We start from the raw sequence: 20,901 nt of genomic DNA on the forward strand, positions 1-20,901 counted from the left end.
TTGATTTTAAGAGAAGTCGCATTACGGTGAACACATAATGTTGAGCAACTTTATGTGATTTCTCCTTACGTCGAAATGACAAAACTGTACGTTATCATTTATAGCTGAAAAATTAATTTTTCCATAGTTCTGGCATTTTCTGATCACGTAAAGGCACAAATACCAAGTTATCATCTCTATCTTCTGAATTAACAAAATGTTGGAAACGTTTTTCTGTTTCTTCGTTTTCAATTGCTTGTTTCCACTCACATTCGTAAGCATCTACTAAGAATTGCATTTCTTTTTCTAAATCTTCGACAATATTTAAACTGTCATCGATAACCACTTTTTTCAATTGCTCAATTCCACCTTCTAATTTATCTAACCAAGCAGCAGTTCTCATTAACGGAGCAGCCGTTTGTATGTAATAAATTAAATATCTATCTAAATATTTTATAACCGTTTCGTTATCTATTTTTTCTGCTAATAATTGTGCATGTCTTGGTGTTGCTCCACCGTTTCCACCAACATAAAGATTCCAACCACCTTCTACAGCTATAATTCCAAAATCTTTACCTCTTGCTTCTGCACATTCACGGATACAACCAGAAACTCCTCCTTTAATTTTATGCGGAGAACGCAAGCCTTTATACCTGTTTTCTAATTCGATGGCAAACGTGATACTTTCATCTAAACCATAACGACACCATGTAGAACCGACACAACTTTTAACAGTTCGTAAAGATTTTCCGTATGCATGTCCACTTTCAAAACCAGCAGCAATTAACTCTTTCCAAATGGCAGGTAAATCATTTAATTCGGCTCCAAAGAAATCAATACGCGCTCCACCAGTAATTTTGGTGTATAAATTATATTTTGAACCAATCTGACCTAAAACAATTAAATCTTCTGGAGTAACTTCTCCACCTGCAATTCTTGGCACCACAGAATAGGTTCCGTTACGTTGAATATTCGCTAAAAATTTATCGTTTGTATCTTGGGTAACATCTTCTTTATTTGGAGTGTCATTATATAAACTTGCAAAAATTGAAGAAACTAATGGCTTACACGTTTCACAACCATGTCCGGTTCCACAAGCATCTAAGACCTCGTTAAAGGAAGTCAGTTTTTTAGCTTTTATAATTCCGTATAACTCTTGTCTGCTATATTCAAAATGTTCACAAATTACATTTTTAACCGTTTTACCAAGCGATTTCAACGTTTCGTTTACCAAATCTGTAACCATTGGTTTACAACCACCACAACTTGTACTTGCTTTTGTAGATGATATAACTCCGGCTAAATCCTCACAAGAACCGTCTTTTATGGCGCCACAAATCTGACCTTTCGTTACATTCTCACAAGAACAAATTTGCGCTTCGTCTGGTAAATCTAAGGCACTACCAAAAGCGCCGCCTTCTGTTGCTGGTAATATTAATTGTGCTGCATCTTCTGGAATTGGCATTCCGTTTAAATACACTTGATGCAACATATTATAGTCTGATGCGTCTCCTACTAAGATTCCTCCTAATAAAGACTTTCCATCTAAACTAACGTTAATTCTTTTATATAAATGCTGTGTTTTGTTTTCAAAAATAACCGAATGTCCTTTAGATGCCGGCATAAAAGGCTCTCCAAAACTTGCTACATCCACACCAATTAATTTTAATTTGGTAGACATGTCAATTTCTGCAGGCATTAATTCTTCTACATTTCCAATAATTTGATTTACGGCAACACCCGCCATATCGTAACCAGGCGCCACCAAACCAAAAATCATTTGATTATACAAGGCAACTTCTCCAATTGCAAAAATACTTGGATCGGAAGTTTGCATTTTATTGTCGACTACAATTCCACCACGAACGCCCATTTCTAAACCAGATACTTTACCTAGCTCATCTCTTGGTCTAATTCCGGCAGAAACGACTAACATTTCTACGTCTAAAACATCATCTTCTCCAAACTCCATTCCAGTAATAGCTTTATCACCTAAAATTTGATTGGTTGCTTTGTTTAAATGAATATTTAATCCTATAGATTCTAATTTTAATTGCAATACATTACTACTTCTAGAATCTAATTGCCTTGGCATTAATTTAGAGGCAAACTCTACAATATGAGGCTCTAAACCCATATCCATAACCGCTTTACCCGCTTCTAAACCTAACAATCCTCCACCTAAAACAGCAGCTCTCGCATTCGGATTCTTTTCTTTCAGTTTTGCAGCATACGCCAACATTCCTTCTAAATCTTCTATAGTTCTGTATACAAAAACCCCTTCTTTTTCTACGCCTTTAATTGGCGGAACAAAAGCCGAAGAACCTGTTGCTAACACTAAATAATCATAAGAAAACTCTCTATCGTTTGCTGTAGTAATTACTTTAGATTTTCTATTGATTTCAGATACTCTTTCATCAACAATTAAATCGATATTGTTTTCTTTATACCATTCTGCAGGCGCCATTTCTAGTGCTTTTGCATCTTGATTTTCGAAAAACTCACTTAAATGAACTCTATCATAAGCGGGTCTTGGTTCTTCACCAAAAACAATAACTTTAAAATCTTTACTTTCTGGAGTTGCTGCAAATTTTTCACAAAATTTATAACCAACCATTCCGTTTCCGACAACTATAACTGTTTTCATAATTACGTATTTGAATCACAAAACTAAGTATTATTACTTATTTATACGTATTTTTAGTTATAATATTTACGTATAATTCAAATTATTATTGATTTAAAGAATTGAATACTTATAAATTTGATATTATTTAAAATTTAGCGATCAGAATTGTTAATAGTGTATTTAACCTTTATTTGAATTACAGTTTTTAATATCTTTGACACTTACACAAACTATATTAGATATTAATGGACGATTTTTTACTGTATTTTAAAATGGGCTTGAACCATGTGCTAGATTTTTTGGCATACGATCATATTTTATTTTTAATTGTTTTGGCTGTAGTTTTTAGCTTTAACCAATGGAAAAAAGTTTTATGGTTGGTTACCTTATTTACAATTGGTCATTCTGTTACGTTGGCTTTATCTGCTTACGGAATTCTAAAAGTAAAAATGGATCTTATTGAGTTTGCTATTCCGGTAACTATTTTTATAACCGGGCTTATAAATGTGCTTACCGCTAAAAAGGCTTCTTCTGGCAAACAAAGTATCAATTTACTGTTTGCTGTTCTTTTTGGTTTAATACATGGTTTGGGGTTTTCTAACTATTTTAAAATGATGGTAGGCAAAGAAGAAAGTAAATTGTTTCCGCTATTAGAATTTGCTTTAGGAATAGAAGCTGCTCAAATTATTATTGTTCTGGGGATTTTAATTATTGGGACCCTTCTTCAAAACTTTTTTAGAGTTACCAGAAGAGACTGGATTTTAGTTTGCTCTTCTGTTGTTATTGGTTTTGCCATACAAATGATGATAGATAGAGTGTTTTGGTAAGCTAAAAAGTTTCCGTTTTTAATATTTGTTAACAAGTTAGTCGCGTTAGGGATAGAACGGTCTGTTTGAGCTCTTTTTTGTTTTTACAAAAAAAGCGAGTAGTGAAAGCCCGACCTGCAAGGTAACGCCCAAAAAATTATCTTATTATTAACGTCCTATTTCTGTAAATATTTTTACTTTCGTTCTGTATGACTGAAAAAAAACAATTAAAATACGATAGAGCTTATTTAAAAATGGCTCGCGAATGGGGAAAACTCTCTCATTGTAAACGTAAACAAGTAGGCGCATTAATTGTAAAAGGCCGAATGATAATTTCTGACGGCTTTAACGGAACTCCTACTGGTTTTGATAATTCTTGCGAAGATTGTAATGGAGTTACAAAGTGGGAAGTTTTACACGCAGAAGCAAATGCCATCTTAAAAGTGGCCTCTTCTACCCAATCTGCAGAAGGTGCTACCTTATATATTACATTATCTCCGTGCACACAGTGCAGCAAATTAATTCACCAAGCAGGAATAAAACGTGTTGTGTATGCAGAGTCTTACAAGGATACTTCTGGTATCGATTTTCTAGAAAAAGCAGGCGTAGAAATTATGCATTTACCTTATGAAAAATAAAAACAACCAACCTATATATTTAGCTTTAGCTGTTATTTTTGGCCTACTAATTGGTGTTTCATTAAATGGAAGCTCTACCAATATGCTGTCTTTAAATAAGAATTCTTCTCAAGAACTGAAGATAAAAAGACTCATTAATTTTATTGAAAAAGATTATGTAGATACCGTAAACACAGAGAGCCTTTTAGATGGTGCTATTACGCAAATGTTAGGTAAATTAGACCCACATTCTGTGTATATTCCTAAAGAAAACTTGCAAGCGGTTACAGAAAATATGCAGGGTAATTTTGTGGGAATTGGAGTTCAATTTAGAATGATAAATGACTCTATTACTGTAATTCAGCCTATAAAAGGTGGCCCAAGTATAAAAGCAGGCATTAAGGCTGGAGATCGAATTTTAATGGCAAATGCAGATACTTTGTATGGTAAAGACATGTTTACAGATAAAGTACCTGGTTATTTAAAAGGAAAACCAGATACCAAAGTTGCTCTTAAAATTTATAGGAAAAGTATCGATTCTACGTTTACGGTTTCCGTTACTCGTGGCAATGTAAATATTAAAAGTGTTGATTTAGCGTATATGATTAACGACTCTCTTGGTTATATTAAGTTAGATCGTTTTGCTAGAAACACGTATCGTGAATTCCAATCTTCTTTACATTCCTTAATTGATGATGGAATGAAAGATTTGGTGTTAGATTTACGTGGAAATGGTGGTGGATTTGTAGATATTGCTACCAGTATAATTGATGAATTTTTAGAAGACGACAAACTCATTGTTTTTACCAAAAACAATAAGAATAAAATTGAAGAGTCTTTTGCAACCGATAAAGGCGATTTTGAAAAAGGTGGTTTGTATGTTTTAATTGATGAAAACTCTGCTTCTGCATCAGAAATTGTTGCGGGGGCTTTACAAGATAATGATAAAGGTACTATTATTGGGCGCCGCTCTTTTGGGAAAGGTTTGGTACAAATAGAAATGGATTTAGGTGATGGTTCTGCAGTGCGATTAACAACAGCTCGTTATTATACTCCAACAGGTAGATCTATTCAGAAACCTTATAACCATAAAGGAAATAAAAATTATTATAATGATTTTCAGAATAGAATTGCTAACGGAGAGTTGCTAAGTAGAGACAGCATAAAAGTGGTAGATTCATTAAAATTTACAACTCCAAAAGGAAAAGTTGTTTATGGCGGTGGTGGTATTATTCCAGATGTTTTTGTACCCATAGACACCACTTCTTACATGACTAGTTTCTACTTTAATTCTGTAAATAATTTTGCGTTTGATTATGTAGATAATAATAGAAAGAAACTTCAAAAATGGACTATAGATAGCTTTATTACTGATTTTGACAAAGATGAATCTGTTTTTGATACTTTTTTATCTAGCATTAAAGAAACCTCTAAGCCGTCTCTTAAAACCAAACAGAGTTTAAAAAAATACTTAAACGCAGCTATTGCAAACACACTTTTTGGTGATGTTGGTTTTTACAGAATTATGCATCAAGATGATAAGATGATTCAGAAAGTTTTGGAGTTAGAAAGCGGTAATTAGTATTCGGTTTACAGTAGCAGTATTCAGTGTTTTTTAACGCTGCTTGTCTTTTCTAATGTAGAAAGAGAAACCTCATAATGTTGCTCGTTGTTTTGAGATTACTGTTATGAGATTTCTCCTAACGTAGAAATGACAAATTAGGTGTCTTTATCCGTTCAGTTTTGTCTTTTCGACCTTTTGGGAGAAATTACATAAAGTTACTCGGCCTTATGGTATCACTGTTACGGGATTTCTCCTAGCGTAGAAATGACAGATTTGCTTTACTAAGTCTAACTCTTTAAAAAATCTATACAAAGCTCAGTTACCTCTTCTAATTCTTTAGACATGTTTTCTTTTTTCCAAGGATGAGAAGTATTAAAAACATGATCTGCATTTTTGATAATTTCAAATTTACTTTCCCTATTCCAAGAATGTATATTTTTCCCTTCATCAATAGAAACAGAAGTATCTTTATTTCCGTGAATTATTAACTGCGGTATTTTTAAATTCTCAACAGCTTTCTGAATATTTAAGCGTTCTTCGTTTTCCTTAAAATCTAAATAAAACTGATAAAAATGAGGCATATTCTGCTTTGTCCGTCCGTTTAAAACATATTTTACACCTGTTTTTCTCCAATTTTCTAAATCGCCAATAGTTGAAGTTCTTGAGCCAAAATCTGAAACTGCAGACAACGTAATTACCTTTTTTACTCTTGCATCTTCACTTGCTTTTAAGAGTACAATTCCACCACCTCTACTATGACCAACTATAGAAATATCGTTTACATCAACTTCCTTTTTATATTTTTCTTCGGATGAAATCCAATCCAAAACACACTCTAAATCGTCTAATTCTTTGGTGTAATTATTATTCCCAAAAGCTTCTAAATCAGGAAAATCTATAGGTTGTTCAACAGTTCCTCCATTATAAGAAAAATTAAATTTTACAAAGAAAAAGCCTGCCTTTGCAAACGATTTTGCCATTAAATTCCAAGCGCCCCAATCTTTAAAACCTTTATACCCATGACAAAAAATTACTATTTTTTTGGGTTGATGATCTTCTTTGTAAAAAACATCTGTTACAATAGGTTTACTGTGTTTTCCTTTAACAACTATATTTTTAATTATTTTCATCTTTTGTAAATTATACTACAAATTTAAGAAATGTAACCAAAGCAAAACCACCTGTAATAAAACTTAATAACAAATTTATGTTATTGGTTAAACTCCCTGTTTTTTGTTGAATTAATTTTGCAAACCGACCATATAAATACAGTATAAAATAGGTACCAACTACAGAACCAAACATAAAAAAAAATGTTGAAGCAAGATTAAAACTAAAACCATTAAATGTAATTAAAAGCGCTGCCGATCCGCAGAAAAAAGGAATTGCAAACATGTTTAATAAAGATAAAATAATACCTGTAAAAAAAGAGTTTTTCTGTTTAACTTCTACTTGTTTCTTTTCTTTCTGATTCTGTTTATAAAAATAAATTGATAAAAAAATAAGGACAACAATGCCAGTTTTTTCTAATATTTCTATAAATGTTGGGTTTTCTAAAATGTACTCTAAAATATAAATGGACACAAAAACTTGTACAAAAACAACCAAAGAAACACCTAAAGTAAACTTAGTAAACTCTCTTTTATTAGTCTCTAAACTAATTTTTAAAGCAGTCATGTTTAAAACACTTGGTAACGTGTATCCTAAAAAGGAAAAAACAAACCCAAAGAAAAAAAGAGAAATCATGTTACTTTATTTAGTAACAATTAAGTCGAAATTTATGTATAAAATTACGATTCTAATTAAAACAACTCTTTTATAAGAGAAAAAACAGCCACTAAACCTGTTAAAATAGCCAAAATTATATTGATGTCCTTTGTTAATTTTCCGGTTTTTTGTTGAATTATTCTAGCAAACTTTCCATATAAAAAAAGAATATAATAAGTACCAATTACAGCTCCTAAAGTAAAAAATAGAACAGGAATGTATTCGAAACTAAAAAGATTAAAAACATCTAACGTAATTATGGTTCCGCTAAAAAAAGGAATAGAAAACATATTTAAAACAGACAATGTAATTCCCGTTAATAATGGGTTTACATCCTTTGCTTTTACTCCTTCCACCACAATTTTACCTTTCTTAGATTCTCTATAAAAATAGTATGATAATATCATAAAAATAACAATTCCGGCTTTTTCTAAGGTTTCTAAAATAGTAGGATTTTCTGAAACGTATTTTGTTAAAATAACGGCAATTATTACTTGCGGTATTATAATTAAAGAAACCCCTAAAGCATATTTATTTGTTGCTGCTTTTCCTTTTTCTAAACTAATTTTAAGCGCAGACATGTTTAACATACTTGGTGTTATAGACCCTACAAAAGAAAAGAGAAATCCGAAGAAAAAAAGAGAGATAAGTATCATCAAAAAATATAAATATTTAAACGTAAAAACAAACAACTTTTTTAAATAAGTTACACAAAAAAACGCATCAAAAAAAATTGATGCGTTTTAAAATTTTAAATAAAGCTTTATAATTTATACCACACCTTGCGCTAACATTGCGTCTGCAACTTTTACAAAACCTGCAATATTTGCTCCTTTAATATAGTCTATAGACCCATCTTTATTTTCCCCATATTGCACACAAGAATTATGAATATCTTCCATAATTACTTTTAACTTATCATTAACCTCTTTACGAGTCCAACTTAAACGTAATGAATTCTGACTCATTTCTAAACCAGAAGTTGCAACACCGCCTGCATTAGATGCTTTTCCTGGAGCAAATAAAATTTTTGCTTTTTGAAATTCATGAATTGCTTCTGGAGTAGAAGGCATATTTGCACCTTCAGAAACACACATACAACCATTCTTAATTAGTTCTTTTGCTTCTTCACCATTTAACTCGTTTTGCGTTGCACAAGGCAAAGCAATATCACATTTTATAGACCAAGGTCTTGCTCCTGCTACAAATTTAGCATTTGGATATTTGGTTACATATTCACTAATTCTTCCACGTTTTTCGTTTTTAATAAACATAACGTGTTTTAATTTTTCTGTATCGATACCTTCTGCATCATAAATATAACCAGCAGAATCCGATAAAGCAACCACTTTTGCACCTAATTCTATTGCTTTTTCTGCGGCATATTGCGCAACATTTCCAGATCCAGAAATAACTACTATTTTTCCTTTAATAGAATCTCCTTTTCTTTTTAACATATTTTGAGCAAAATATACGTTTCCATATCCTGTTGCTTCTGGTCTAATTAAAGAACCACCCCAAGAAGCCCCTTTACCTGTTAAAACACCTGTAAAAGTATTGTTTAGTTTTTTATACATACCAAACATATAACCTATTTCTCTAGCTCCAACACCAATATCTCCTGCAGGCACATCTGTATTGTGACCAATATGTCTATACAATTCTGTCATAAAAGAATGACAGAAACGCATAATTTCGTTATCTGATTTCCCTTTAGGATCAAAGTCTGAACCACCTTTTCCGCCACCCATAGGCAAAGTTGTTAAAGAGTTTTTAAACACTTGTTCAAAAGCTAAAAACTTTAAAATACTTGCATTTACCGTTGGATGAAAACGCAAACCACCTTTATAAGGCCCGATTGCAGAATTCATTTGAATTCTATATCCTCTATTAACTTGTATTTCTTCATTATCATTTACCCAAGAAACTCTAAATGATATTAACCTTTCTGGTTCTACCATTCTTAATAGAATACTTTTTCCTTTATAAATTTTATGATTATTAATATAAGGAATTACAGTTTCTGCAACCTCTTGTACAGCCTGTAAAAATTCTGGTTCATGGTTATTTCTTGTTTTAACCATTTCCATAAATTCTTTAATTTTTAACTCCATAATTTTTGATATGATTTTTTACGAATATTATAAAAATTTAACACCGTAAAGATAAGAGTTTTTTAATATCACAAAATTAAAATAACACTAAAAAAGCCCCGTATAATGCTTTACATTTCATACTGTTTTTATCTATAAAACTTCCACTTCCTGTATTTAATAACATCCTATTGTTAGTTGTGTTTCTTAAATAAATATCATTGTTATTCTATAAAAGGCCATTTTGCTTTTAAAGCCAAGACCCCCATTTATATTTCTATAAAAAGCAAAAAAAAACGCATCAAAAAATGATGCGTTTTTTTCTTAAAATATATTTACTTTATATAACTCCTAAATCTATCATAGAATCTGCTACTTTAATAAAACCAGCAATATTTGCTCCTTTTACATAATTTATATAACCATCTTCTTCGGTTCCATATTTTAAACAAGCTGTATGAATAGAATGCATTATTTGATGTAATTTATCATCTACTTCTTCTTTAGTCCAGTTTAGTTTCATGGCATTTTGAGACATTTCTAAACCAGAAACTCCCACTCCACCGGCATTTACAGCTTTACCTGGTCCGTATAAAATTTTGGCGTTATGAAAGATATGAACAGCTTCTGGAGTACAACCCATATTAGAAACTTCTGCTATATACTGTACACCATTTGCAACTAATTTTGTTGCATCATCTCCATTTAATTCATTTTGAGTAGCACAAGGCATTGCAATATCACATTTTACACCCCAAGGTTTTTCATTAGGATAAAATTTAGCTTCTGGAAATTCATCTACATAGGGAGAAACAATGTCATTATTAGTAGCTCTTAATTGTAATAAGTAACTAATTTTATCTTCATCTAATCCTGCTTCATCATAAATATATCCATCAGGACCAGAAATTGTAACTACTTTACCGCCTAATTCGGTAATTTTTAAAGCAACACCCCAAGTTACATTTCCAAAACCAGAAAGTGCAATTGTTTTTCCTTTAAAATCATCATTTTTAGTTTCTAACATTTGTTTTGTAAAGTAAACACCTCCAAAACCAGTTGCTTCTGGTCTAATTAAGCTTCCTCCCCAATTTAAACCTTTTCCGGTAAAAACGCCTGTATGTTCTTGCTGTAGTTTTTTATACATGCCATACATAAACCCAATTTCTCTACCACCAGTACCAATATCTCCTGCTGGCACATCTGTACTTGGGCCAATCATTCTCCATAACTCTAGCATAAATGCTTGACAAAAACGCATAATTTCTGTATCCGATTTTCCTTTTGGGCTAAAATCAGAACCTCCTTTTCCACCTCCCATAGGTAGTGTTGTTAAGGCATTTTTAAATATTTGTTCAAATCCTAAAAACTTTAAGATACTTAAATTTACACTTGGGTGTAAACGAATTCCTCCTTTGTAAGGCCCTAATGCATTATTATATTGTACTCTATGTCCTAAATTTACTTGTACCTGGCCAGCATCATCAATCCAAGAAACTCTAAATGTTAAAATTCGATCTGGCTCTACTAAACGTTCAATTATTTTAGACGCTTCGTATTGTGGGTTTTCATTATATATATCCTCAATAGACTCTAAAACTTCCTTAACAGCCTGTAAATATTCTTTTTCACCAGGGTGTTTAGTTTCTAAATTTGTTAAAATTTCTTTTACATTCATAATAATATAATTAATAACTTTTTATTAAATAAATTTAAGATCAAAAATACATTTTAAAATTGATAACAAATAAAACGTTTATCGTATTTTTTGATACATTATTGATATTTTATGCTTTTTTTATGAATATGAATATTTTTCATATTATTGAAAGTGTTTTTTTATTATATATACATTCTAAATAAAACCATCCGGAGGTAATTCATCAAATAATTCTTTTATATTTGAATTATTATTTTCTAACGAAATACCCTCTTTAAAGATAGCCGCTTTATTATTTTCTCCATCTATAATAACTGTAAGGTCCTTTTTAAAAGAAATATGTCTTAAATAAGTATCTTCAAAAACAGCTTCTTGTTTATTTAAATAAGCTACGTCAAAAAAACCATCTTTTATAAACGGATTTACAGTTAAATACCCCACTTTAAATGAGGTTAAATTTTGAAAAAAATGAGTTCCCTGACTTGGATCTATTCTAAAATCATTTAAACCAGATTCTACAATTATTTTTGCAGCAGAAATTTGAGACCAAAGTACTGGAATCCCTAACCAAGAATCGCTAGACCCCCAACGACCTGGACCTACCAAAATATAAGGTTTGTCTAATGCCACAAATTTTTTATTAATTTCTTCAACTGCGTTTGCAATTGCTCTTGTATTTGCCGAATTAAACGTTTCTGGTTTTACATAAACTACATCACAAATGTTTTGATATTTACCATTTCCTAAAGCAGATTCAGAATAAATTATGGTATCAGAAATATCTAAATTTTTTGGTAATTTACAAGCTGTTTCCATGCTTTCTATAATAGGTCTTATCTGTAAAAAACTAAATTCTTTAGGTTTTCCTGATGGAACATCTAACTTTACAGCAAATTCTATTTCTATCGGACTTCTCATTTCTCGTTGTCCTACTCGTAAGAGTTCTTGTAAAATTGCTGGCAACGGAAACGTATTGTATTTTAAAATATTATCGAACGTAATTACACGAATACCATCATGCATAACACCTGGTCTAATGGTATTATTTTGTAAATCGTAGGTAGAGGCTACAAACTTTAGAGATCCATGTTTTTCCGCCTTTCTAATTGTTATTTTCTTTTTATTGATGGCTTCACAAGTTGAAACCTTATAACTCTCTGGATCTAAATTTAAACCATAAAAATACTGTTGTGTATCTCTTTGCGTAGATCCTGGAGAAGATAATTGCAAGATTTTTTTAGGATAACGTGGTGAAAAACGTAATGTTTGTCCGCCACCAACAATAATTTCACCTAAACCAAGCGCAATATTTGCAATACCTTCACTAGCCTTTTCATCTCCAATTGGATAAAAATTAATAGAGCGTGCTACTCCAGAAATATTTGGATAATAGACATCTTGGTATTGTTTACCTGTAACTTCTTGTAAAATTACAGCCATTTTATCTTCTTCTATGGTATGTGCTATTGCTTTTAAATAAGATTTACTACTTTGAAAAAAAGCAGATGCTATTACAGATTTAATTGCATTAGAAACCATTTCTACTTTTTTATCTATGTCAGAATCTGGAATCATATAGGTTGCAAAAACACCTGCAAATGGCTGATGATTAGAATCTTCTAACATACTAGAAGACCGAACAGCAATTGGACATTTGGTGGTTTTTAAAAATGCCGTAATATCTTCTAAAGCCCACTCAGGTAAATCTTTTGAGATAAATTCATTTAATATTTTATCATCATCTGTACAATCTGCAACAAACTTAATTAGTTTGTGGGTTTCTATAAACTGATCAAAAACTTCGGTACTTATTACAACGGTTCTTGGTATGGTAATACTTACGTTTTCATATTTATTATATAAATTATTGCGTTTTAAAAAGGAATCTATAAATGCCAAACCTCTACCTTTTCCTCCTAAATTGCCTTCGCCAATTCTTGCATAGACAACAAACTCATCATAATTGTTTTTATTAAATTTTACAATAACACCTCTAGATCTGTAGACCAGATAGGCTTTTATAGAATTAATTAAAAATTCTCGAATTTGATCATTGTTTTCAAATTCATCATATTCTATAACACTTAATAAATCTGCTAAAGGAAAAAGTGCTCTAGATTTTAACCATTTAGAAAACTCACTTCTTGTAGCATGATACATCAAGCAATCTTCTGAAACAATTTTTATGGCTTTTTGAAATTCACTTAGATCTTTGGCTTTTGCAATAACTTTCATTTGAGTAGGATCCCAAAACTCAAAGTCGCCAAAAGCAAAGTATTTTATAATATAATTTTTAATATCAACACCTAAAGTTTCTGAATGTTTGTATAAAAACTTACCTTTTAGTTCTAACGTTCGTTTTTCATTATTTTCATTAGAGGATTGCATTAAAAAAGGAAAATAACGTTTATATTTTCTTACATAATCTAAAAATAAGAATCCAGCTTCTTTATTTCTAACGCCATCTTTAAAATAATTAACATCAGATATTACACCTAATAAATTATTTTTATAGGTATCAAATAAACTAATCCCTTCTTCGTAAGTAGTGGCTAATAAAATTTTTGGTCTTCCACGCATTATCAGCATTTTTCTATGCTCATTCAAGCCTTCAGACATTAATCCTTGTGTCTGTTTAAGCAGCACTTTATAAATAAGCGGAATATATCTAGAATAAAATTTCAGCGAATCTTCTACTAATAATATGGCTTTAACACCCACAGTATTAATGTCAACCTCTGCATTCATTCTATCTTCTGTAAGTTTTATAATCGCTAAAAAGATATCTGCGTTTCCGTTCCAATGAAAAATAAAATCGATACTATCTGTATTCTCTTTTTCTAGTTTACTTCTTAATACAGAAGAATGATGACTAAGCGCTGCAATTGGTACATCTGGAAAAGTTTCTTTAATTTTTTTTGAGGTCTCAAACGCATTGTAATTATCAATATCTAACCAGGTAATAACAATGTCTATTTGATGAAATTCCATCATTTTAATTGCTCTCTTTGCAGAATTTGCATGTATAAAACTTGGTGGGTGCCTTAAGTTTAAAGAAGTATATTCATTAAAAATTCGTTCTTCTATTCTACCATCTTCTTCAAGCATGTAAAAATCGTAATTAGAACAAACTATTAATACCTTATTAATCCTGTTTTGCATTAATTTATCAAAAGTTACCTCTTTAAATGCATGCGTTTTTAAATTTGATAAGATATTTGGTTTCATTTTAAATCCTTTTTAATAAAGTACAATATATTAATTTTCTAGTGTAAAACTTTAATAAACGTAAGTATTCAGCACAAAATTAGATTCAACAAAAATAAAAATGTGTAAATTTGCTTCCCAATTTATTATGTAATGTTAGATAAAGTAAAAGAACTTATTGGCGATGTAAAATCTTTTAATGCAACTACAAAAGAAGAAGTTGAAACTTTTAGAATTAAATACCTAGGTTCTAAAGGTTTATTAAAAGATCTATTTGCCGAATTTAAAAATGTAGATGCCGAATTGCGTAAAGATTTTGGACAAGCATTAAACAATTTAAAGAAGTCTGCAGAAGGTAAAGTTGCCGAGTTAAGCGATTCTTTAGACAATGCTACGAGTCAGAAATCTTTTTATGGAGATTTAACGCGTCCATCAGAACCTATTAATTTAGGATCTCGTCATCCAATTTCATTGGTAAAAAATCAAATTATTGATGTTTTTAATAGAATTGGTTTTACGGTTTCTGAAGGTCCAGAGATAGAAGATGATTGGCATAACTTTACAGCCTTAAACTTGCCAGAATATCACCCGGCAAGAGATATGCAAGACACGTTTTTTATAGAACAAGATCCAGATATTTTATTACGTACACATACTTCTTCTGTACAAGTGCGTTATATGGAAGAAAATAAACCACCTATTAGAACAATTTCTCCGGGAAGAGTTTTTAGAAACGAAGATATTTCTGCAAGAGCACATTGTATTTTTCATCAAGTAGAAGGTTTATATATTGATACTGATGTTTCTTTTGCCGATTTAAAACAAACACTTTTATACTTTACAAAAGAGATGTTTGGGAAATCTAAAATTCGTTTACGTCCTTCTTATTTCCCGTTTACAGAGCCAAGTGCAGAAGTAGATATTTATTGGGGATTAGAAACAGAAACCGATTATAGAATTACAAAAGGTACCGGTTGGTTAGAAATTATGGGATGCGGAATGGTAGACCCTAATGTATTGAAAAATGCAAATATAGATCCAACAAAATATTCTGGTTACGCTTTTGGTATGGGAATAGAACGTATTGCCATGTTATTATATCAAATACCAGACATTAGAATGTTTTATGAAAATGATAAACGTTTCTTAGAACAATTTAAATCGGTTTTATAAAATTTCTAACTTTACAAAAGAAAAGAAGTAACACGCTTGTATAATCGTGTATTGTAAATATTAATAAAAAAATAATTTAGATAATGAACTACTTTACACAATTTTGGGACGAAGAAAGAGATGATGAATATGCAGACTGGGGAACCTCAACTTGGTATTTTGAAACTAATGATGCAGACGAAGTTTTAAAACAAATCACGGTATATAAAAACGGAAAGGTTACTAAATATAATGATGAGAACCAAGAAGATGAATTTGGTGGATTATGTGAAGACACATTAACTATTGATGAATGTGATGGAGACGTTATTTCTAAAGAAGAATTCTATAAACTTTGGTAATTTAACAAAAAACGAATTCTTTTTAAGAAATCATTTCTTTTCTTAAAAACACCACAAAACACTATTTTACAGCGTCTTGTGATACTTTTAAACAACTTAAAGCCGATATTTCTATCGGCTTTTTCCTTTAACAATATTTTAACTTCGTTTAGTTCGGTTTGTTCCGAACTAACAATGTATCTTTGCCAAGAATTTGACTGTGCTTTAACTATGGCGGTTATAAAAACAGAATTAAAATAATTAAAAATGAAAGAAGAAATCTGCAAAGTGAAAATGAGTTTAGTAGAAAAACTAGGCGTTCATTTAGAAGACAGAGAGCAATTAGCTCCTGTTGCTGCACGTATTCTAGCTTACGTAATTCTTACAGGTAAAAAAGGAGCCACTTTTGATGATATGGTAACCATACTTTGTGCAAGTAAAAGTACCATTTCTACACACCTTAATCATTTACAAGATTTACAGAAAATTATGTATTTCACCAAAACTGGTGATCGAAAAAAATACTTTACCATAAAAAGAGATATGGTTTTTCAGCATATAGAAGAAATGATACATAAATGGAACGAAGAACGTGATATGCATTTAGAATTAAAAGAATATAAAGAAACTATAAATGCAACTAAAATTGAAAATGTTAGCGAAAAGTTCGATTTAACTTTTCATGATGATTATATAAAATTTATAGACGGTGCAACAGCCTCTGTAGAAGAATTAAAAACAAAACTAGCCAATAATAAATTCGATATTTAAACTAAAACAAAAATGAAACATTACAAATTAATAACATTACTATCATTAAGCGCCTTTTTGGTCTTTGCAAGTTGCTCAAAAGATGAAAAACAAGCAAAAGCTGCTGTAAGCCGACCAGCACCATCATTTCCTGTAGTTGCCATGCAAACTACAACAGTAACAGGCTATAAAGAATACCCAACAAGTATAGAGGGTATTGTAAATAGTGCTGTAAGAGCAAAGGTTTCTGGATACATTCAAAAAGTAATGGTAGATGAAGGCCAGAAAGTACGTAAAGGACAAGTATTATTTAAATTAGAAACACAATCTTTAAGTCAAGATGCTGATGCTGCCAAAGCACGTATTAATGTTGCTCAAGTAGAAGTTAACAAATTAATACCATTGGTAGAAAAAAATATTATTAGTCCAGTAGAGTTAGAAACTGCTAAAGCAAATTTAGCACAAGCCAAAGCAAATTATAGTAGTGTTTCTGCAAGTATAGGTTACGGAACTATAAGAAGCCAAGTAGATGGTTTTGTTGGTGCAATTAATTATAGAGAAGGGGCCTTGGTAAGTCCTTCAGACCCAACTCCATTAACTACCGTTAGTGATATTAGTAAAGTATATGCTTTTTTTAGTTTAAATGAAAGTGAGTATTTAGACTTTTTACAAAATGCTAAAGGCAGCAATTTAAAAGAAAAACTAGCCAATTATTCTGCTATCAACTTAATTTTAGCAAACGGAAGTACGTATTCTGAAAAAGGTAAAGTAGAAACAAGTAGCGGTCAAGTAAATAAAAACACAGGAACTGTTAGTTTAAGAGCTGTTTTTAACAATCCAAACCAACTATTAACAAATGGTAATAGTGGTAAAATTCAAATTCCAACAGTTTATGAAAATGCAATTGTTATTCCACAACAAGCAACTTATGAACAACAAGGAAACATTATATTGTTTAAATTAAGTGAAGACAACAAGGTTACAAGCAGTATTATTAAGGTAAAAGCAATAATAGATAATTTATATGTTGTGGCATCTGGTGTAGATTTAAAAGATAAAATTATAGCATCTGGCGTTGGTAAATTAAGAAACGGTATGGCTATTACACCACAAAAAACCTCTTTTGAGGAGGCAATTAAACCCGTAGCAATTTTATTTAAAAACTAGCAAACCAAAACTTATTTAGTTATGTTAAAAACATTTATTGAAAGACCCGTTCTTTCAACCGTAATTTCTATTATTATAGTTTTGCTTGGAGTTATTAGTATTACAAGCTTACCAATAGAAGAATATCCAGATATAGCACCACCAACCATAAAGGTAATTGCCTCGTATGCTGGAGCCAATGCAGAAACCGTTTTAGAGAGTGTAATTATACCCATAGAAGAACAAATTAATGGTGTAGAAGGAATGACGTACATTACCTCTACCGCATCTAATACAGGTACAGCAGAAATTACTGTTTATTTTAATCAAGAAATAGATGCAGATATTGCTGCGGTAAACGTTCAAAACCGTGTAGCAAGAGCAACTCCATTATTACCTGCAGAGGTTGTACAAACTGGGGTAACCACTCAAAAGCAAGAAACAAGTGCTTTAATGTTTATTTCTATGTATTCTGAAAGTGATGATTACGACGCTACTTTTATTCAGAATTATTTAAAAATAAATGTAATTCCTGCTATGCAGCGTATTAGTGGTGTTGGAGATGTTAGTGTATTCTCTCAACAAGATTATGCAATGCGTATTTGGTTAAAACCAGAAAAACTAGCAGCATATAAATTAATACCTTCTGATATTACTGCAGCTTTAAAAGAGCAAAATTTAGAAGCAGCAGCAGGATCTCTAGGACAAAATAATGGGGAAGCATTTTCTTATACATTAACTTATAGTGGTCGTTTTAAAGAAGAAAAACAATATGGAGATATTATTATAAAAGCATTAGGTAACGGACAGTTTCTTCGCTTAAATGATGTAGCTACTATAGAACTAGACGCACAATCTTATGCGGCTAACGCTATGAGTAAAGGAAACCCTGCCGTATTTATGGGGATTTTTCAAACTAAAGGATCTAATGCAAGAGAAATTATAGAAAACATTAAAGTAACTTTAGAATCGGTTAAAAAAGACTTACCAGAAGGATTAGATATTTTTGTACCTTATGATACTAGTTTGTTTTTAAATGCATCTATAGAAAAAGTAATTAGTACTTTAATGGAAGCTTTTTTATTAGTGTTTTTAGTGGTATTTATCTTTCTACAAGATTTTAGGTCTACTTTAATTCCTGCAATTGCAGTACCGGTTTCTATTATTGGTACGTTCTTTTTCTTAAATGTTTTTGGCTATTCAATTAACTTATTAACGCTATTTGCATTAGTACTTGCAATTGGTATTGTGGTAGATGATGCCATTGTGGTTGTAGAAGCTGTGCATGCCAAATTAGATGAAGGAGAAAAGAGTCCTAAAAAAGCTACATTAACCGCCATGAATGAAATTTCTGGGGCAATTATATCTATTACTTTAGTAATGGCAGCTGTATTTATTCCGGTAACTTTTGTCACTGGGCCAACAGGTGTTTTTTATGAGCAATTTGGGGTTACTTTAATTATAGCCATTCTTATTTCTGCCGTAAACGCATTAACTTTAAGTCCGGCATTGTGTGCTTTATTATTAAAACCACATAAAGAAGATGAAGAACTAAAAGGTAAAAATCCTTTAAAACGTTTTTATACCTTATTTAATCGTGGTTTTAATGCTACTGTAGAAAGATATGGAAAATCTCTTCACTTCTTATTCAAAAGAAAATGGATACCTGTTTTATTATTAGCAATCGCTATTGTAGGTATTTTTTGGGCATCTAAAAATACACCAACAGGTTTTGTACCTAATGAAGATAGAGGAATTCTTTTTGCAAATATTGAGTTACCTGCAGGTGCTTCTTTAGATAGAACAAATGCTGTTGCTAGAGATTTATACAGTAGAATAAATGGTGTAGAAGGTATCGTTGCTGTAAACATGATTAAAGGTAGAAGTTTAATTAGTGGAGCGGGTAGTAATTATGGTTTTGGTATTATAAAATTAGCAGATTGGAGCGAGCGAAAAGATCCATCAACCTCTGTGCAAGCAATTACAGGTAAATTATTTGGAATTGCAGCAGGAATTCCAGAAGCAAATATTATTTTCTTCTCGCCACCAAGTATTAGAGGTTTTGGAAACTCTGCTGGTTTTGAAGTAAATCTATTAGATAAATTTGGAGGAGAATTTAAAGATTTAGACAAAGTGAATAAAGAATTTGCAATGGCTTTAATGAGTCATCCAGAAATTAAATATGCACAATCTTCTTTCAACACAAATTATCCACAATATGAAATGGAGATAAATGTACCTTTAGCTAAAGAAAAAGGAGTGCCTATTAATAGTATTTTCTCTACACTGCAAGGTTATATTGGAGGTATCTATGCTTCGGATTTTTCTAAATTCGGAAAACAATTTAGAGTATACATTCAAGCTTTACCAGATGATAGAGCAACGGTAGATGATTTAAATAGCATGTATGTAAGAACTAATTCTGGTGAAATGACGCCAATTACACAGTTTGTAAAATTAGAACGAGTTTATGGACCACAATCGGTAACACGTTTTAACTTATTTAACTCTACCTCTATATCAGGTGCTACTAACGAAGGTTTTAGTACTGGAGATGCTATTAAAATTATTGAAGAAGAGGTTGCAAAATTACCAAGTAATTATACCATTGCATATTCTGGATTAACAAGAGAAGAAGTGAATGCTGGTAACCAAACCGGATTTATATTTGCTTTAAGTATTCTGTTTGTATATTTCTTACTAAGTGCACAATACGAAAGTTATTTATTACCATTTGCGGTTGTATTATCACTTCCGTTTGGTGTATTCGGAGCCTATATAAGCACCTATTTCTTCGGATTGGAAAACAATATATATTTCCAAATTGCTTTAATTATGTTAATTGGGCTACTAGCCAAGAACGCCATATTAATTGTAGAGTTTGCTCTGCAGCGACGTAAAAATGGAGAAAGCATTGTAGACGCAGCTATTCATGGAGCAAAATCTCGTTTAAGACCTATTTTAATGACTTCATTTGCCTTTATTCTTGGTTTAATGCCACTAGTATTAGCTCAAGGAGTTGGGGCAGCTGGAAACAATTCTATTGGTACAGGTGCCGTTGGAGGAATGTTAATAGGAACCATTTTAGGAGTCTTTGTAATTCCGATACTATTTATATTATTTCAATGGTTACAAGAAAAAATTTCTAGTAAACCAGCAGTTATTTCTCAACAAAAAGAAGATTAATAAG

At 31.3% G+C, this 20,901-nt stretch carries 15 protein-coding genes; 8 read left to right on the plus strand and 7 right to left on the minus strand.

The window, feature by feature from the left end; all coding sequences use genetic code 11:
- Positions 1 to 112: 112 nt before the first annotated feature.
- Positions 113 to 2,626, minus strand: a complete 2,514-nt coding sequence (nirB, locus tag MPF19_RS01030) for a nitrite reductase large subunit NirB (RefSeq protein WP_249986423.1) — start codon at positions 2,624 to 2,626, stop codon at positions 113 to 115.
- A 227-nt stretch (positions 2,627 to 2,853) separates the two neighbouring features.
- Here nirB and MPF19_RS01035 point away from each other — a divergent pair, with 227 nt between their 5' ends.
- The 3 genes from MPF19_RS01035 (at position 2,854) to MPF19_RS01045 (ending at position 5,613) form a co-directional block, all read left to right on the plus strand.
- Positions 2,854 to 3,435: a HupE/UreJ family protein gene (locus MPF19_RS01035; RefSeq protein WP_249986424.1), complete on the plus strand. Its 582-nt coding sequence runs from the start codon at positions 2,854 to 2,856 to the stop codon at positions 3,433 to 3,435.
- 188 nt (positions 3,436 to 3,623) lie between these two features.
- Complete coding sequence (locus MPF19_RS01040) at positions 3,624 to 4,052, plus strand: deoxycytidylate deaminase (RefSeq protein WP_203395124.1); 429 nt, start codon at positions 3,624 to 3,626, stop codon at positions 4,050 to 4,052.
- The gene (locus MPF19_RS01045) at positions 4,042 to 5,613 is read left to right on the plus strand and encodes a S41 family peptidase (protein WP_203395123.1); all 1,572 of its coding nucleotides are present in this window, start codon (positions 4,042 to 4,044) and stop codon (positions 5,611 to 5,613) included. Before MPF19_RS01040 ends, MPF19_RS01045 begins: the two co-directional genes overlap by 11 nt.
- A gap of 269 nt (positions 5,614 to 5,882) precedes the next feature.
- Here MPF19_RS01045 and MPF19_RS01050 read toward each other — a convergent pair whose 3' ends face one another.
- From MPF19_RS01050 to MPF19_RS01075, 6 genes are all read right to left on the minus strand, one after another.
- Complete coding sequence (locus tag MPF19_RS01050; protein ID WP_249986425.1) at positions 5,883 to 6,725, minus strand: alpha/beta hydrolase family protein; 843 nt, start codon at positions 6,723 to 6,725, stop codon at positions 5,883 to 5,885.
- A 10-nt stretch (positions 6,726 to 6,735) separates the two neighbouring features.
- Positions 6,736 to 7,341, minus strand: a complete 606-nt coding sequence (locus MPF19_RS01055) for a LysE family transporter (protein WP_203395121.1) — start codon at positions 7,339 to 7,341, stop codon at positions 6,736 to 6,738.
- A gap of 56 nt (positions 7,342 to 7,397) precedes the next feature.
- Positions 7,398 to 8,018: a LysE family transporter gene (locus MPF19_RS01060; protein WP_249986800.1), complete on the minus strand. Its 621-nt coding sequence runs from the start codon at positions 8,016 to 8,018 to the stop codon at positions 7,398 to 7,400.
- A gap of 114 nt (positions 8,019 to 8,132) precedes the next feature.
- Positions 8,133 to 9,476 (minus strand): NADP-specific glutamate dehydrogenase, encoded by a 1,344-nt coding sequence (gene gdhA, locus MPF19_RS01065; RefSeq protein WP_249986426.1) that lies wholly within the window; start codon positions 9,474 to 9,476, stop codon positions 8,133 to 8,135.
- A 319-nt stretch (positions 9,477 to 9,795) separates the two neighbouring features.
- Positions 9,796 to 11,133: an NADP-specific glutamate dehydrogenase gene (gene gdhA, locus MPF19_RS01070; RefSeq protein ID WP_249986427.1), complete on the minus strand. Its 1,338-nt coding sequence runs from the start codon at positions 11,131 to 11,133 to the stop codon at positions 9,796 to 9,798.
- A 177-nt stretch (positions 11,134 to 11,310) separates the two neighbouring features.
- Positions 11,311 to 14,343 (minus strand): PEP/pyruvate-binding domain-containing protein, encoded by a 3,033-nt coding sequence (locus tag MPF19_RS01075; protein ID WP_249986428.1) that lies wholly within the window; start codon positions 14,341 to 14,343, stop codon positions 11,311 to 11,313.
- Positions 14,344 to 14,475: 132 nt separating this feature from the next.
- Here MPF19_RS01075 and MPF19_RS01080 point away from each other — a divergent pair, with 132 nt between their 5' ends.
- The 5 genes from MPF19_RS01080 (at position 14,476) to MPF19_RS01100 (ending at position 20,897) form a co-directional block, all read left to right on the plus strand.
- The gene (locus tag MPF19_RS01080; protein WP_249986429.1) at positions 14,476 to 15,495 is read left to right on the plus strand and encodes a phenylalanine--tRNA ligase subunit alpha; all 1,020 of its coding nucleotides are present in this window, start codon (positions 14,476 to 14,478) and stop codon (positions 15,493 to 15,495) included.
- Positions 15,496 to 15,578: 83 nt separating this feature from the next.
- A complete protein-coding gene (locus MPF19_RS01085; protein WP_203395116.1) occupies positions 15,579 to 15,836 on the plus strand; it encodes a hypothetical protein in 258 nt (85 codons plus the stop codon).
- A 246-nt stretch (positions 15,837 to 16,082) separates the two neighbouring features.
- On the plus strand, positions 16,083 to 16,586 hold the full coding sequence (locus tag MPF19_RS01090; RefSeq protein ID WP_203395115.1) for a GbsR/MarR family transcriptional regulator: 504 nt from the start codon (positions 16,083 to 16,085) through the stop codon (positions 16,584 to 16,586).
- Positions 16,587 to 16,598: 12 nt separating this feature from the next.
- Complete coding sequence (locus MPF19_RS01095; protein ID WP_249986430.1) at positions 16,599 to 17,732, plus strand: efflux RND transporter periplasmic adaptor subunit; 1,134 nt, start codon at positions 16,599 to 16,601, stop codon at positions 17,730 to 17,732.
- Positions 17,733 to 17,753: 21 nt separating this feature from the next.
- Positions 17,754 to 20,897, plus strand: coding sequence for an efflux RND transporter permease subunit (locus MPF19_RS01100; protein WP_249986431.1), 3,144 nt, complete (start codon positions 17,754 to 17,756; stop codon positions 20,895 to 20,897).
- The last annotated feature ends 4 nt before the right edge of the window (positions 20,898 to 20,901 follow it).

Origin of the sequence: Polaribacter sp. Z014 (assembly GCF_023555435.1) — a bacterium.
Taxonomy (GTDB): domain Bacteria; phylum Bacteroidota; class Bacteroidia; order Flavobacteriales; family Flavobacteriaceae; genus Polaribacter.